The organism is Arthrobacter sp. HS15c (assembly GCF_040812005.1).
Classification (GTDB): domain Bacteria; phylum Actinomycetota; class Actinomycetes; order Actinomycetales; family Micrococcaceae; genus Arthrobacter.
This window is the reverse complement of the sequence record NZ_JBFOHM010000007.1, coordinates 264,026-278,941: the sequence shown is the minus strand read 5'-3', so window position 1 is coordinate 278,941 and position 14,916 is coordinate 264,026. Positions and strand designations below refer to the sequence as shown.

Here is a 14,916-nt window from a genome sequence, read left to right as displayed (position 1 = left end):
GATCAGGCTGCCCGCGCGCCAACTACAGTGTCTTGGGCGTCGGGCGTACGGGGAAGAATATCGCGTACTGTTCCCGGTACATCCTGCGCCCCACCAGACGGTAGCCAAGGCGGACAGGAGCGGGGATCTCATTGAACATTTCCCTGTGGTCTTCGGGTGGATTTGTGGCCAACTCCATCCCGAGATAGCCCACCAGGAACTTCTTGTCGAGCTGATCGATCCCGTGCTTCCCGGCCTCCTGCATAGTCGAGCCGAGAGTCAGCAGCAGAAACTGGGATGCGCGAACCACATTTATACAATCTCTTGACAAAACCAAACGGTGGGGCCAATCTCAAAGCACTGAATTCATTCCGTTGCTGGCGTGAACTCTGAAACACCTCACAACATCCAACATCAGCTCACGGTTGGCACGCTGGGACTCCCGCGACTTGGCAGAAAAGTAGGTCGCCATGTCTGTGCGCAATCTCCCGAATCGCTGCATACCGTCACCGTCTGGGCCCAAAGTGCTGGATGTCAATGACCTTGGCCATGCTGGATATCGCGTGGCATGTCGTTGTACCGCAGACAAGATTGCTGCGGATGCCCCGACAGGAGCGAACAGGTTGGGCGAGACAGCGGAGCGGCTGTTCCCACACCTCACCGAGCGAGCGGATTCCGTTCCTCATACCTTTCGGTCTGACTTGGGTCGCCTCGGGCGGCCTTCTGGGGTCCAGGCACAGGATCACCCTGGGAAGAATTGGAATGGCCCAGTAGCCATGTCTGAACGGATGCCGGAACCATGAGTCTAAAAGGAAAATCAATGCATCCACGCCGGATTACTTCCGCTGCAGTGTCATTGGTGATGCTGGTTGCCTTTGTTGTGACAGGCACCAGCGCGACCGCAGCCGGCACGGTCACATTGGCTCCAATTGCGGATACATTCGTGCAGGCTGACCGCCCATCGGTGAACCACGGTAATAGCATCCGCTGGTCCACTGATGGACGTAAAGGTGTCTGGCGGAACGCGCTTTTGCGGTTCAATGTACAGGTTCCTGCCGGGGAACGTATCGCGTCGGCGAAGCTCCGGGCCTATTCCGAATCGTCTGCGTCGCCCACCGAGTTTGTGGACATTTACACAACTTCCGGCAGTTGGACGGAAACCGGCGTTACGTGGAACAACGCCCCGGCACGCGGAACTTGGCTGGGTAAAGCCGGCGGGTTCGGCGCCGGCAGATGGGTTGAGTGGGACGTCACGGCTGGTATGGGTAAAGGCAGTGGTGACAGGAATTTCAAGCTCGAGTCCAATGCGAAAAAGTGGTTTGGCTTCAAGTCCGATGAGTACACTAACCAGGCGCTTCGGCCAAAGCTGGTAGTGACAACGGAAGCGGACCCTACCGTTCCCCCGCCCCCTTCGGGTGACGGCACTACTGCTGCTGCCACGTTCAACTGGGGAACGCCTGCAGCCGGCGACGAGTTCAATTACACTGGCGCGCCGGACGCTAACAAGTGGAATGTCTACAACAGCCCGGGACACGCGGGTAATGGTATCCGCAGCCCGCAGCAGGTAACAGTGGACGGTTCCAAGATGGTCATCAACGGCACCGCTGACGGCACCACTGCCGGGATGGGTGCCAAGTTCGCTAACCAGAAGTACGGGCGCTGGGAGGTCCGGGCAGCAGGCTCAGGCGACAACGAATACCACATGGTATCGATCCTGTGGCCTGACTCCGAGAACTGGCCCTGCGACGGTGAGATCGACTACGCCGAGACCACCGGTGACTGGAACATCATCAATTTCTTCCACCACTACTCTTGCGAAAACAAGCAAACCACAGCCAGCCGGAAGCTGGACGTTTCGCAGTTCCATAACTACGCGGTCGACTGGTCTGCCACCGGGATTGTCGGTTACGTGGATGGTGCGGAATGGTTCAGGGACACCGACCCGGCACATCAGCCTCCCGGTCCGATGCACCAGGCCTTGCAACTGGACTGGTTCCCTGATTCAACTACCAACGGCACAGGTGAAATGAGGGTTGACTGGGTACGCGTGTACGCTGCTGCCTGAAGGGTCTAACGTGAAAATGAAGTCTGTTTGCTTTGCTTTCAGGCTGCGGTGGCCGGGGTGATGGTGACGTCGAAGCCGAGGCTGTTGAGCTTTGTTTCGAAGCGGGACATGTCCGCGCCGGTTTCGGCAATGATCACGTCTGCGACTTTGAGTGAGCCGGAACACCCACAGCAGGCGTGGGTACGCTCCATGAACATTGCACTCGTCATGCTACCTGCCCGGCGGCCTCCGCCACCCACACCTGCGCGTGCTCGGCCCGGTGTTCCACGTCCTCCAGCACGCTCATGTAGGGATGGTCCGCCGTGAAATGGCCGGCGCGGAGGTACGCCTCGCGGGTGATGCGGCGGACGTCCGGGAAGTCCGACGGCGACGCCCGCCGCAGTGCGGGACAGGTTCGAGTTGGCGCCCGGGCAGATGACGATCTGGTTCTCGCCGTCGCGGTCCACCACAATCAGCGCCGCGCCCGTGGCCCCGGGAAGCACCGCCACGTCAGCGTGCACCGGCCGCCTGAATATCCGCAGACTTTCCGCAACCACTATCCAGCCGGTCCGGGCAGGCGCAAGATTACCCCATGAATAAGACAGTTATCGCCGGTTTCGCGGCACTCATCATGGGGCTCGGCGCCATCTCCTTCGCCGGCCCAGGCAACGCAGCGCCCGGGCCGTCGCACGTCGCGGGGCAGATCATGGTCAAGTTCCGTGACGGTGCGGCGGCCGCCGGGGTACTGAGCCGCCATGGCCTCGGCGACGGCCCGGGGATTGGCAGCACCGGCGCCCGCCTCATCAGGGTTCCGGCGGGCAAGGAACTCCAGCTCGTCGACGCCCTCAGCCGGAACCCGAACGTTGAGTATGCCGAGCCGGACGAGGTGGTGACGGTCGCTGACACCGACTATTTCCCCCGGCAGTACGCACTGCAAAATACGGGTCAGGCTATTTACAACACCGCCGACAAGCTGGTCATGGACGAGGGTACACCCGACGCTGATGTGGACGCGGTCGAGGCGTGGGGCACCACCAAGGGTGCCGACATCAAGGTCGCCGTGCTCGATACCGGCGTCACCACAGACAACAGCGACATCTCGGAAAAGGTTGTTGCCCGCGCGAACTTCAGTGATTCGGCTCCGCCGGCCGGTGTGGATCTGGTGGACTATTACGGCCACGGCACGCATGTGGCCGGCATCATTGCCGCCGCCGATGATGGGTCCGGTGTCTCCGGTGTGTGCCCGGGCTGCTCGATCCTGGACGGCAAAGTCCTGAACAACCAAGGGTCCGGCTCCTCCTCGGCCATTGCCAAGGGCATTAGCTGGGCTGTCGATAATGGTGCCAAGGTGATCAACATGAGCCTGGGGCAGCGCGTTTCCTCGCGGACCCTGGAAAATGCCGTCAATGACGCCTGGAACAAAGGCGTCGTGATCGTTGCTGCGGCCGGCAACGCCGGCACGCAGGCCAAGATCTATCCGGGCGCCTACCCCAACGTTATTGCCGTGGCCGCCACCGACAACAGGAACGTCAAGGCCTCCTTCTCTACCTACGGTAAGTGGGTGGATCTGGCAGCTCCCGGTGTCAGCGTGTACTCGACGTTCCCGAAGCACCCGTTCGCCCTCGGTGGCACGAACGGCCGCTCCGAGGGATACGACATCGCCAGCGGCACCTCGATGGCCTCACCCATCGCCGCCGGCGTTGCTGCGCTCGTCTGGAGCATTTCTCCTGCCGGGACCGGAAATGCATCAGTCCGCGCCAAGGTCGAATCATCCGCAGACGAGAAGATTAACGGCACTGGCACGTACTGGGCCAACGGCCTTGTGAACGCCTGCGATGCGGTCGGTTGCGTGCGGCCCCAACCCTGAACGCTCCTGTAAGGACTGGAGGGACTGCATCACTGACATGTGCCCGGCGCGGGCGGCGATGAGGCACTTGGCCAGGGAGAAGGGCCGGTTCCCGTGCCTGACGTACTGCGTCAGCACGAGGACCGGGTCCGCAGCCCTCAGGTCCAGCAGCTTCGCGCGGCTGGGCCCCACCTGGCTGAGGCTGATCTGGCACTCGCGGGGCCCGAGGACCTTGCCGAAGCGGGTGTTGAGGCTGGCAAGCAGGGTGCTGCCGCCGTCGTCTATTTCCAGCGGTGCAGCGGCCGCGGAACTGCTGCCGAGGCTCACGGGCAGCGCCGAGATGTTCTCCTGCAGGTGGGCGATGGCCTCGCCGTCGCGGATTAGGACGGATTCCCAGAGCCAGCAGTCGGCGCCGGGCTCCACGCCGACTCCGGGGGCGACGAACTCTGAGGCGGGCTGCCGCTCGCGTTGGATGCGTTCGATTTCGAGGTGCTGGCCGGGGCCGCCGAGGACTTCCTCGAAAGGGCGGATCCGCTCGATGCCGATGCGGGGGAGGGTGTCGGCGACGAACCGGCCGACGCCGCGGCGGGCGCGGATGAGGCCGTCCTCTTCGAGGAGCATGAGGGCTTCACGGACAACGGTGCGGCTGACTTTCATGTCCGAGCCGAACTCGGTTTCGGTGGGGAGCATCGAGCCGGGCTGGGCCTCCACCGGCTGGGACAGGAACCTGGCGGCGTCCTCGTGCACGCTATGCCTCGCTTCGTGGTCTGGGGAATCCGAGCCTACCGGTGTGACGCGCTTGTTGGACACGCAGAGGCTTGCCGAGTGGTGGTGAAAGGGACGCGGCGCACGCGGATGAGTGAGACACGAAGGCTGACATGTCGTACCCGAGAATGTCTGAACCGGGTGCAATAGTGGCCTCTGGGGGACGAAGGCGTCTGCCCACGCCAGACGCAGTAGTCATTAAGGGGACATGACCATGGACGCAGGATTCGCCGTCATCGATGTGGAAACAACAGGGCTCTTCCCAGGAAGCCACCGCATTGCTGAGATCGCTGTGGTGCATGTCGAGCCGGACGGTACCGTCAGTAACCGGTGGGAGACGCTGGTGAATCCACAGCGCGATCTTGGGCCCCAACACATCCACGGCATCAGGGCTGCCGACATCCTGCATGCTCCCCTCTTCGGTGACATCGCCCATGACGTTATGGAGTTGTTGACCGGCCGGGTGTTGGTCGCTCACAACGTGCACTTCGACTACCGCTTCGTTTCACATGAGATGGACCGGGCCGGCTTGGAATTGCCATTCGAAGCCCACGAATGCCTCTGCACGATGAAGCTGGCCCGCCGTTACCTTCCGGGCGCGGGCAGGTCGTTGAAAGACTGCTGCGACAGCTTCGGACTGGAATTGGCGAACGCGCACTCCGCAGGTGACGACGCAGAGGCGGCTGCACACGTTCTCGGTAATTACATTCGTATGGACGCCGAGAATCCGGAATGGTTCACGGCCCTGGACAGGGCTTACTTTGCGTCGTGGCCGATCGCCGAACCTAAACGGTTACCACGGGCTTTTCGTCGTTCAGGAAGTGATCCCCAGCCCCACTTCCTGGAAAGGCTCGTGGACCGCCTGCCGGAAGTTACTGGACCGGACGAGCACAACGCATATCTTGCAATGCTGGACCGGGCGCTCCTGGACTGGCAGATTTCGGCGTCCGAGGCAGACGGGCTGGTGGCCCTGACCGATTCCCTGGGCATCAGCCGAAATGTGGCGGACCAGCTCCACGTTAGCTACATGATTTCCATGCTCGCGGCGGCCTGGGAAGACGGAATAATCACTCCTGAGGAGGAATCTGACCTCCGCATAGTGGGCGACCTCCTGGACATCAGCCAAGAGTCCATTACGCAGGGACTTGCAGGACCTGTCATTGGGCAGGACGAGCAGACGGGCGCTGCGGTACAGTCCCTCGTGCTCACAGCAGGTGACAAGGTTGTCCTCACCGGGGAGATGTCGCGGGATCGTTCTGACATCGAAGCTGACCTTCGTGCCGCGGGTTTTTCCATTCACCCGGGGGTCACCAAAGCCGTGAAACTGCTAGTCGCAGCCGACCCGGACAGCCTGTCCGGCAAGGCCAAGAAGGCGCGCGGTTATGGAATTCCGGTGGTGGGGGAGAGCTACCTGGCAACGCTGCTGCGAAATTGAGCTGGGCCTGTTTCCAAGTAACCTCCACAGCGTCTTGAGATGAGGAATTACTGGTGCAGATCAATAAACTGACGCTCAAAGATGACGGATTCGCCGGATTTCGGTCGTTCGAGCAGCTGGACATCAATAGCGTTCCGCGGGTTCCCGGAATCTATGCAGTCCTCAAACCTGAGGGCTTCGAACGGTTGTTCCTTGCGAAGAGCGTGGGTGGCTGGTTCAAGAACCGGGATCCGTCCATGCTTCAAGCCGCCTTGGAGAAGGAGTGGGTCGGGGACGCGGATGTCCTCTATGTCGGTAAAGCCGGTCCAGGAAGCACCGGTAATCGTGGCCTACGAAAGCGCATTCAGGAGTTTGTCGACTTCGGCGGCGGGAAGCCGGTTGGGCATTGGGGCGGGCGGCTTCTCTGGCAGCTTGCGGAATCTCAGTCACTGGTCATCGCCTGGAAAGAATTGGCGGCGGCGGACGTCAATTCGGCCGAAGCTGCTTATCACGAAGCCTTTGTCAGCCTCTACGGAAGGCTTCCCTTCGCCAACCTGATCCAAGCCCGGGCTGAGGACATTTAGACCGCCGAGTACAACGCGGCAACGCGGGTCCGGGATCCGGCTCATCGGGCCGCCCCGTCAGGTCCCGGACGTGTTTCTGATCCACGTGACTAGGCGGTCCGTCCATCCTGTCGGCAGGACCGCCGTGTCTTGGCCGACACCTTGGACGTAGAAGCCGTGGGTCTCGTGGAAGTGGGACATTTCGCCGATCGCCGCGTCCAGTTCAGTGGCCAGAGACTGGGCGTCATCATCCGTCAATGGGAGCAATGTCGACTTCGTCGGAAAGGGTTGCCTCCGCTGGTAGTTCGTCTTCTGTAAACGACCCGAGTATGGCTTGGCTGCCAATGACAAAAACTTCATCTCGGCGGATGATTTCGGTGGCCGCGCGGATAGCGTGCTCGAGTTCGCTACGCCGCACGCGCGGCCTTGTGGATTGCGACGAGCCGCTCGTCCTGGGAGAGGACGCCGGCGAACGGTGTCATCTGGCGAAGTTCGATACCACGCTCGTCCGGGCGCAGCATGCTCTCCACAAGCCGGCTGATGTCACCGCCATTGACGAGTTCGTCCCACTCGGCCACCCAGCCCTGAGCGTAAACATCGCGCGTGCGCGATGTCATCCTCAGCAGGTTTGTCCGCGCCTTGCGGAGTACCGGGTCGGGATCCACGGTGACTTTTGCCGCGACGGCTCGATGCAGCTCGTAAGAGACTCGATCTTCACGGCGTAGCAGGCGTGGCCGGCTTTCCCTGGCTTTCTCAAGCAAGCGCTGGCTGACGGAGGGACTCACACCGATGACCTCGGCGATCTTGCGAACAGGCATGCCTTCCGCCCAAAGCGCGAAAACTGCTTCAGCGCGCCGATCCGAGGCCGCAAGCATCTCTCGACGGTATTTCTCAGCTGCCGCCCCAGCATCCACCGCTATACGGATGAGCTCATCCGTCACCTCTGCCGACATGCTTGTATCCTACCCCCATACAGCATTGGATCCAGAAGGCTACAGGGTCTCTGGAATAGGGCGTCCCGGGAAAAGCGTCGCGTACTGCTTCCGGTACATCCTGCGCCCGATCAGACGGTAGGCAAGACGGACCGGTGCCGGGATCTCTTTGAACAGTTCCCTCCGGTCTGCGGGCGGATTCGTGGCCAGCACCATCCCGAGGTAGCCCACCAGGAACTTGTTGGAGACCTGGTTGCTTCCGTGCTCCGCGGCTGCCTGCATTTCCTTCTGGGTCAGCACCCTGTCGACGGCGGGCATCACTTCAGTGACCTCGCGCCGCAGGTGCACGTTGAGGACAGCCGACAGGTCCTCGTAGAGCCCAGCGAGTTCCTCGCCTGTCGCTGCGTCCGCCGTTTCCGTCCAGCGCAGGCGGAGCGGCTCGATCACTTCGAGCCGTTGTGTCACCTGCCTGTGCTGCTCAAGCATCTGCCCCACGTGCAGCGCGCACGCCGGCGCCCGTTCCGCCAGCTGCGGGTACATGAGTTCGTCCTCGCTCTCATGGTGGATGTGGAGCAGCTTGTCGAAGTTCCCGAGCACTTCACCCACGTAGGCGGCGCGGACGGTGTCGCCCGCCGTGGCGGACCGGACCAGGCCGGGCGCCTCCTCGTAGGCCCACAGGAAGACGCGGTGAATGCGCCGCATGCCTGCCGTCCCGGTGCACAGGACGGGCCCGGGCGGCAGAGGAGCCGCGGTCTCGCCGGGATTCATGGTGAAGAAGTCGGTCATTGGATTGCCCCTAACGGTCGTCATGCCGGACCAGGACCTCTCCCCGCCAGCATCGTATCCCTGGCCCTCCTGCCGCACAATGGCCCGGGGACGTGTCACGGCGGGATTGGCAGCACTGCATGCACCCGGCCGCCCCGGGGGGTGCTCCCGGCGGAGAGCGTGCCGCCGACCTCGGCCGCCCGCTCTCCCATGGAGGCAATGCCGACGCCGGCCTGCCACGTCGTACCGGTGCTCCCGTCGTCGGTGATCTCGACCTCGAGGGCCTCCTCACGGAGTGTGAGGCTGACCGTCGCGTTGGTTGACGTCGAGTGCCTGGCCACGTTGGTCAGCGCCTCGACGACAATGCGGTAGACCGCCACCTCGATGGCCGCGGGCAGCACCTGCAGCCTGTCTGCGCGCAGATCGACCCGCAGTGGTGTCCCGTCAGGAGCCCGCAGGGCCAGTGCCTGCTGCCGCAGGGCCGTGACGAGACCGAGCTCGTCGAGCGCAGGCGGGCGCATCGCGTAGACCAGCCCCCGGATGTCCTCGAGCGCGGTCGCTGTCTCCTGGCGCAGGGTCCGCAGCAGGTCCTCTGCTCCTGAAGGGTCGTTGCGCAGGGTATTACGTATGGCGTCCGACGTGAACGCGATCCCGGACAGCCGGGCGCCGAGGCCGTCGTGGAGGTCGCGGCGCAGCCGGCGGCGTTCCTCCTCGATTGCGGTGATGGCCTGGCCACGTGACTCCCGCAGCTCGTCGGCCAATGCCCGGGCGCGCAGGGTCTGGGCCAGCAGTGGCGCGACCAGGCTGAGCACGTGGCTGTCACCCGCAGACAGGGCCAGATCACCGGGCCGCAGGCCCACCGCGAGCTCCCCCGACCGGTCCGGGCCCAGGGCGAGCGCGAGGGTCCTGGTGTGGGTGACCGCTGCCCCGGACTCGGCGACGGTCTTCCCGTCCAGGCGGAGCGCAGAGTACGGGAGGACCAGTGCTTCGCGAATCGCCCGCAGTGCGAGCACCGGGTCGTCACCGATGTGGCCGACCACCCGGGTGGCCGCCCCGAGCGGGTCCGGACGCGCGCCGAAGAGGAGCTCGTCCACAACGGCCCGCAGAACAACCTGCAGCGGATGGAAGGTCATCGCCGCGACGGCGCCGATGATCGCCAGCGTGCCCACAGGCGGCACACGGCCTCCCAGGATCTCGGCCAGGGACTCGACGGTCATGAAGAGGGCCACGTAGCCGACCACCGCGGTCACTAAGACCACGAACCGCACCATCAGGCCCCTGACATCGACGACCTCGGGCCGGCGGACCCCGACGTACAGGGCGGGTGCGACGGTGCTCATGGCGAGGTAGGCTGTCACCTCTCCGGCCGTGCCGAGCAGCATAAACGGGGTGATGAACGCGGTGATCCCCACCAGTGAACCCGCGAGCGCCATCCACTTGAGGGCCCACCGGTCGGGGTCCGTGGCACGTTCGATCTTCCACCAGGTGTGCGCTGTCAGGGCACAAACGGTCACCAGGAGCATCGCGAAGACAGCCGCGTCGCTCTCTGCCCAGGCCACCGCCAGTACGCCCGAGCCTCCGATCACCACCAGCGAGACGAAGTCCACCGGGTGGCGCCAGGTGACCGCCGGGTACGCGGTCAGTGCGAGCGGCGCCAGCAAAATGCCGCCGATGATGAATGCCAGGCGCGGCGCGTAGCCTCCCCCCGTCGCTTCCAGAACGGCCCCCGAGATGATGGTCAGTCCTGCGAGGATCATGAGTACGGCGCTCGGCCGGACCCGCCGCACGCCGAGCAACGCCAACCCGCTGACGGCCGCGCTCAAACCAAGGACGGCCAGCGCGAGCAGTGCAGGAGAGGCGGTCACGTGCCGAGCCCGCCTTCACGGGCACGGATGATCGCGGCGGCCCGGTCCAACACCTCGAGCTTGGCAAAGATGCTGGTCAGATGGTTGCTGACCGTCTTGGGGGAGAGGAACAGCGCCTCGGCGATCGCCGTCGTACGCCGTCCGGACGCGAGCAGGTCGAGGATCTCGCGCTCGCGGGCGGTGAGCTCCGGGAAGGGGGCGGGACTTGGTGTGGGTGGTGCAGTGAAGTAGCCCAGGATGCGTGCCGCCACTCCCGGCCCGAAGATCGCCTGACCGGTGACCACCGCGCGGATGGCAGCGACGATCTCTTCCTGCCCGGCTCCCTTGAGCAGGTAGCCACGGGCTCCGGCCTGCATCGCGGTGAAAACTGTCGCGTCGTCGTCGTACATGGTCAGCATGAGCACTGCCGTCTCCGGCACCGCGGCACGGATCCGGCGGGTGGCTTCCACGCCGTCGATACCGGGCATCCGGACGTCCATGAGTACGACGTCGGGCCGCAGGAGTTGTGCCTCCCGCACGGCGGTCTCGCCGTCGCCTGCCTCACCGGCCACCTCAAGTCCTTCCAGGGTCTCGATCAGCGCCCGGAGCCCGCCGCGCACCACAGGATGGTCGTCCGCGATCAGCACCCTGAGGTTCATGAACCCATTATGGGCACGTACGCTCCCGGTTGATCCGGGAACTTCCTCCCTTTCGCCGGGGATCCGCGGGAAGATGGAGGGGCAGGCCGTCCCTCGTGGAGGGAGGCGGCGCGGGCCGACAGTGGAGTTGTCCACTTCATCCGACCCATCTGAGGAGCAAACCATGAACACCGCATCGAAACGTCAGAGGACCGGCCTCCTGCTGGCCGGCATCTACAGCGCGTTTAACATCCTGAGCGTGCTGTTCCCCACTCCGGACGGCCAGGTTGGCCCGCCGAGCGGCATCCTCATTATCGACAGCGTGCTCGGCCTGGTTGGCCTGGCCGCCGTGATCGTTACGTGGCGTACCGGCAACCGCGCCGCGCTCCGCGTCGCTGCCGGCGCGATCATCCTCATCACCCTCACCACCCTGCCGGCGTTCTTCGTCGACGTGCCGGCAGGCATCAAGCTGCTGGTTGGCGTGTTCGTGTTGGTCACGATCGCGGCCGTCGTGCTGATGTTCTCGCCGGGGCGCCGCCCGACGCCGGTCCTGGACTGAGTCTGTTCGCAGCCGTCACGGATCTTATCGCCAACAACAGCGGCGGGGCGGTCAGCTGGAGACCTGGCCGCCCCGCCGCCGTCGTCAACCCCTTTCGACAGGCTCAACCACCGACCAGGCCGGGCACTCCGTCCTGGATCACGAAGGAGGCCTTCGTGCTGACGGGGGATCCCGGCGTCGTGACGTAGTCCAGCGTCCGGAAGTCAGCGGTCATCGCATCCTTCGTGATGCGGGTGTTCACGTAGCCGCGGTTGTCGTTGTAGAACTTCAGGTGCGGGTTCCAGGCCATCGTCGGATCGGCGGTGGAGCCGGTGCCGTTGCCGGTGGAGGTGATGGACGTGCAGACCAGTTCCGAGCCGACCACGGGGGAGGCCGGGTCCTTGTAGTCGGCCTTGAGGTCGTTGGCCCAGTTGCGGTGCACGTCGCCGGTGAGGACGACGGCGTTGCGGACGTTTGCGTCCACCCAGCCCTGGGTGATGCGGCGGCGCGACGCGGCGTAGCCGTCCCAGCCGTCCATGGAGACGTCGTCGACGTCCAGTGCCTGGGCGCGGTCCCGCTCGGCGAAGAACACCTGCTGGCCCAGGATGTCTCAGCGCTGGGTGGAGTTCCGGAAGCCGTCCAGCAGCCAGTTCTCCTGTTCGGCGCCAGTGATGGTGCGGTCCTCGGCCAGGCGTTCGGTAACGTTCTTCTTCCAGCCATCTCCGGCGAGCTGGTCGTCGCGGTACTGCCGGGTGTCCATCATGTGGAAGTTGGCGAGCTGGCCCCACTGGATGGTCCGGTAGATCTTCATGTCGAACCCGGCCGGCACCGATGAAGCCCGCAGCGGCATGTTCTCGTAGTACGCCTGGAATGCGGCGGCGCGGCGCTGCCGGAACCGCTCGGTGGTGTCGTTCAGCTGGGCGGCGTCCGTGTTCTCCGGGACCTCGTCCGCCCAGTTGTTGTCCACCTCGTGGTCATCCCAGACCACCAGCCACGGTGCGACCGCGTGCGCGGCCTGCAGGTCGGCGTCGGACTTGTACTGCGCGTGCCGCTGCCGGTAGCCGGCAAGGCTGGACGTCTCGGGGCCCTGGTGGTCGCGCGGGTTGCCGCCGCCGATCACGTAGCTGCCCTTTTTGTACTCGTACATGTAATCGCCCAGGTGCAGCACCAGGTCTGGGTGGTCCTGTGCCAGCCGGGAATAGGCGGTGAAGTAGCCGTGCTCGTATTGCGAGCAGCTGGCGAACGCCATGGCCAGCGCCGCCGGCGTCTCGTGCGGCGCCGGGCTGGTCAGCGTGCGGCCCACTGCGCTGACGTGGCGGCCAGTACGGAACCGGTAGAAATACTCGCGCCCCGACCGCAGGCCTTTGAGCTCCACGTGGACGGAGTGCCCGGTTTCGATCCGGGCGGTTTCGACGCCGCGGGCTACTACGGTGCGCATGCCGGCGTCCTCAGCCACTTCCCAGGCGACCGCGACGTCGCGGGAAGGCATGCCGCCCAGGCCGTTCTCCGCGATGGGATCCAGCGCCAGCCGCGTCCAGATCACAAAGCCGTCCGGCCACGGCTCGCCCGAGGCGATGCCGAGCAGGAACGGATCGGTGCGGAGACCGGCGTCGTCCGCGGTTGAAACGGCGACGGCGGCACCCGGCAGGGCGGCGACCAGGCCGGCCCCGAGGCCTGCGGAAATCAGGGATCTGCGTGAGATGTTGTCCATGGCTTCGAACCTACGGCGGCCGGTTGGACGGGCTCTGAGGACGGTGTGAATGGGCGGTTAACTGCGTGACAAGAGTTGTTAACCGGCTGCGGCGGCTCAATCGGCTCCGGGGCGGAGGGAATCTAGGATCCCCGTTACACTTGCCGGGCTGCCGGACATTAACGGGGTATGAGCTCACAAACGCATCTGGGGGAGCGTGTGGAACTGGAACGACAAAGCGGTTCATGGCGGCCCACGCTGCTTGCCACGACCGCATCTACCGCTACTTTCGCCGCCGCGCTGAGAGTGCTTCCACCGCCGAGGATCTGTGCGCGGAAGTGTTTCGGATCGCCTGGGAGAAGTCGGGCCATGGGGAGGAGCTCTCAGCGATGTTCCTGTGGATAACTTTCCGGCCGGACGCGCCGTTTCGGTTACCGTTACGGGACAGCTCACAAATCCGGAATGTCGGGGGGGGGGGGGGGACATCCATGCCTCATTCACTGTGCTCACTCAGTATGACCGCCGCTTGCATCACTTTGATGTGTTTACTCTCAGCCTGCGGAAATCCCGAAGCGGCCCGGCCGCAGGTTTCCTCAGAAGAGGTCACAGCGCCGGAGACCTTCCCCGCAGCGTCCACTCCCACACCTTCGCGGATTGCGGGCGGTCCGCAAGGGCCTGCGCGGCATGTCCAGAAGCCGATAAAGAGACCAGACTCGGATGCCGAGACCAAGGAGGGGCTGGAGAACTTTGTCCGGTACTTCATCGAACTATCCGGCTATGGTTTTGAGACGGGACAGACTGACGAATGGTTGAGCTACACCGGCCAGGAATGCAAGTTCTGTATACGGCTGGCTGACGGCATCAAGGCCGGCTACGCCGACGGCGGTTGGCTTGGCGGCGGTCGGACTTTCACCGAAAGTGTGTCGGCGATGGTCAAGGACGGGTCGTTGACCGGTGATGTCACCCTCCTCGTCCGCCAGGAGGAGATCCGGTTCTTCAACGCAGCCGGGGAGGAAAAGCAGGAGCCTCACGAGCTTGTGAACCAGCCCATCGTGGTCTTCCTCAGTTATCGCGACGGCGGATGGTTTGTCGACGACATGGGGCACCTGGTGGGTTGACGTCACTACTGATTCGGCGAGAAGTGTAGTTACGCAATCGTCTTGACAAGAATCAGCGGCAGGGCCAATCTGTGGACCACGGCGTCATCTGCCGAGACAGGACGCCACGCCTATATAAAGGATGGGTGTGACCGATGTTGGAAAAAGATCTTCCTCAGCCTCGAAAAGGTGCCGGTCAGTACCTCCCGGGGGTCGCCCTGGCGGAATCACGGTTGGTCGTTGTTACTGCTGCACTTGCCGGCTTCGCCTTCGGCGCTCGTGCCGCGGTAAATGCCTTTGGGGAAATTCGGTACTGGAATCCCGAGACTCCGCTCGAATACACCGCCGTCGCACTGCTTTCCGTGGCGATGGTGTTCCTGGGGGCCACCCTGTGGGCTCTTGGGAGCTTTTGGGCCACACACGATCACCTGCCTGGACGGGCTGCCAAGCTGAGTCGGTTCGCGGTCCGCTTGGCCGCCCTCGCCGCTGTGCTCGTTTCGGTTTCCAACTTCCTGGAGGACTACCTGCGGCTGCGCTGGTTCGGGCTGACGTTCGTGATTGGTGCGCTCGCACTCCTCCTGGGCCTGCTGTGTGCGACCGGCCTGCGTTTGGCAGCACCCAGGGTGGACAAGGTCGAAGGCATCCTGCTCCTTGCGATCACCGTCGGCGTTTTGCTCCTGTCATTTGCCATGGGTGTGGGCGCAGCGGCGCTTCTGCTTCTGGCCGCCTATCATGCCTGGTTCCGTGACTGGCGCCGTCCCGCGCCGCACGCCGCGGGAGCGACGTGATGCCGGTTCAGAT

At 64.2% G+C, this 14,916-nt stretch carries 13 protein-coding genes and 2 pseudogenes; 7 read left to right on the top strand and 8 right to left on the bottom strand.

Translation table 11 applies throughout. The features are described from left to right. Window positions 1–22 precede the first annotated feature (22 nt). The gene (locus ABV518_RS13805; protein ID WP_367767642.1) at window positions 23–289 is read right to left on the bottom strand and encodes a hypothetical protein; all 267 of its coding nucleotides are present in this window, start codon (window positions 287–289) and stop codon (window positions 23–25) included. A 510-nt stretch (window positions 290–799) separates the two neighbouring features. Here ABV518_RS13805 and ABV518_RS13800 point away from each other — a divergent pair. After that, complete coding sequence (locus ABV518_RS13800; protein ID WP_367767641.1) at window positions 800–2,044, top strand: DNRLRE domain-containing protein; 1,245 nt, start codon at window positions 800–802, stop codon at window positions 2,042–2,044. Window positions 2,045–2,430: 386 nt separating this feature from the next. On the opposite strand, the pseudogene ABV518_RS13795 reads toward ABV518_RS13800, so the two are convergent. Continuing rightward, window positions 2,431–2,535, bottom strand: a pseudogene (locus ABV518_RS13795) (ribokinase); the annotation flags it as partial. 80 nt (window positions 2,536–2,615) lie between these two features. Here ABV518_RS13795 and ABV518_RS13790 point away from each other — a divergent pair. Then, complete coding sequence (locus ABV518_RS13790; protein WP_367767640.1) at window positions 2,616–3,890, top strand: S8 family serine peptidase; 1,275 nt, start codon at window positions 2,616–2,618, stop codon at window positions 3,888–3,890. Here the strand turns inward: ABV518_RS13790 and ABV518_RS13785 are convergent. Then, window positions 3,792–4,679, bottom strand: a complete 888-nt coding sequence (locus ABV518_RS13785) for a GntR family transcriptional regulator (RefSeq protein WP_367767639.1) — start codon at window positions 4,677–4,679, stop codon at window positions 3,792–3,794. The genes ABV518_RS13790 and ABV518_RS13785 overlap by 99 nt on opposite strands. Window positions 4,680–4,842: 163 nt before the next feature. Here ABV518_RS13785 and ABV518_RS13780 point away from each other — a divergent pair, with 163 nt between their 5' ends. Both ABV518_RS13780 and ABV518_RS13775 read left to right on the top strand, forming a co-directional pair. Further along, entirely contained in the window at window positions 4,843–6,069 is a 1,227-nt protein-coding gene (locus tag ABV518_RS13780; protein ID WP_367767638.1) for an exonuclease domain-containing protein, read from the top strand. A 53-nt stretch (window positions 6,070–6,122) separates the two neighbouring features. Continuing rightward, a complete protein-coding gene (locus ABV518_RS13775) occupies window positions 6,123–6,632 on the top strand; it encodes a hypothetical protein (protein WP_367767637.1) in 510 nt (169 codons plus the stop codon). Window positions 6,633–7,018: 386 nt separating this feature from the next. On the opposite strand, the gene ABV518_RS13770 is transcribed toward ABV518_RS13775, so the two are convergent. From ABV518_RS13770 to ABV518_RS13755, 4 genes are all read right to left on the bottom strand, one after another. Continuing rightward, window positions 7,019–7,564, bottom strand: coding sequence for a hypothetical protein (locus ABV518_RS13770; RefSeq protein WP_367767636.1), 546 nt, complete (start codon window positions 7,562–7,564; stop codon window positions 7,019–7,021). Between the two features lie 39 nt (window positions 7,565–7,603). Beyond that, window positions 7,604–8,329: a hemerythrin domain-containing protein gene (locus ABV518_RS13765; protein ID WP_367767635.1), complete on the bottom strand. Its 726-nt coding sequence runs from the start codon at window positions 8,327–8,329 to the stop codon at window positions 7,604–7,606. Between the two features lie 95 nt (window positions 8,330–8,424). Beyond that, the gene (locus ABV518_RS13760; RefSeq protein WP_367767634.1) at window positions 8,425–10,173 is read right to left on the bottom strand and encodes a sensor histidine kinase; all 1,749 of its coding nucleotides are present in this window, start codon (window positions 10,171–10,173) and stop codon (window positions 8,425–8,427) included. Beyond that, window positions 10,170–10,811 carry a response regulator gene (locus ABV518_RS13755; protein ID WP_367767633.1) on the bottom strand — a complete coding sequence of 214 codons (642 nt, stop codon included), beginning with the start codon at window positions 10,809–10,811 and terminating at the stop codon, window positions 10,170–10,172. The genes ABV518_RS13760 and ABV518_RS13755 overlap by 4 nt, the downstream gene beginning before the upstream one ends. Window positions 10,812–10,974: 163 nt before the next feature. Between ABV518_RS13755 and ABV518_RS13750 the strand changes: the two genes are divergently transcribed. Further along, complete coding sequence (locus ABV518_RS13750) at window positions 10,975–11,349, top strand: hypothetical protein (RefSeq protein WP_367767632.1); 375 nt, start codon at window positions 10,975–10,977, stop codon at window positions 11,347–11,349. 103 nt (window positions 11,350–11,452) lie between these two features. Here the strand turns inward: ABV518_RS13750 and ABV518_RS13745 are convergent. Next, window positions 11,453–13,039, bottom strand: a pseudogene (locus ABV518_RS13745) (alkaline phosphatase). Between the two features lie 518 nt (window positions 13,040–13,557). Between ABV518_RS13745 and ABV518_RS13740 the strand changes: the two are divergent. Beyond that, window positions 13,558–14,136, top strand: a complete 579-nt coding sequence (locus tag ABV518_RS13740) for a DUF6318 family protein (RefSeq protein ID WP_367767631.1) — start codon at window positions 13,558–13,560, stop codon at window positions 14,134–14,136. A gap of 212 nt (window positions 14,137–14,348) precedes the next feature. After that, a complete protein-coding gene (locus tag ABV518_RS13735; RefSeq protein ID WP_367767629.1) occupies window positions 14,349–14,903 on the top strand; it encodes a hypothetical protein in 555 nt (184 codons plus the stop codon). The last annotated feature ends 13 nt before the right edge of the window (window positions 14,904–14,916 follow it).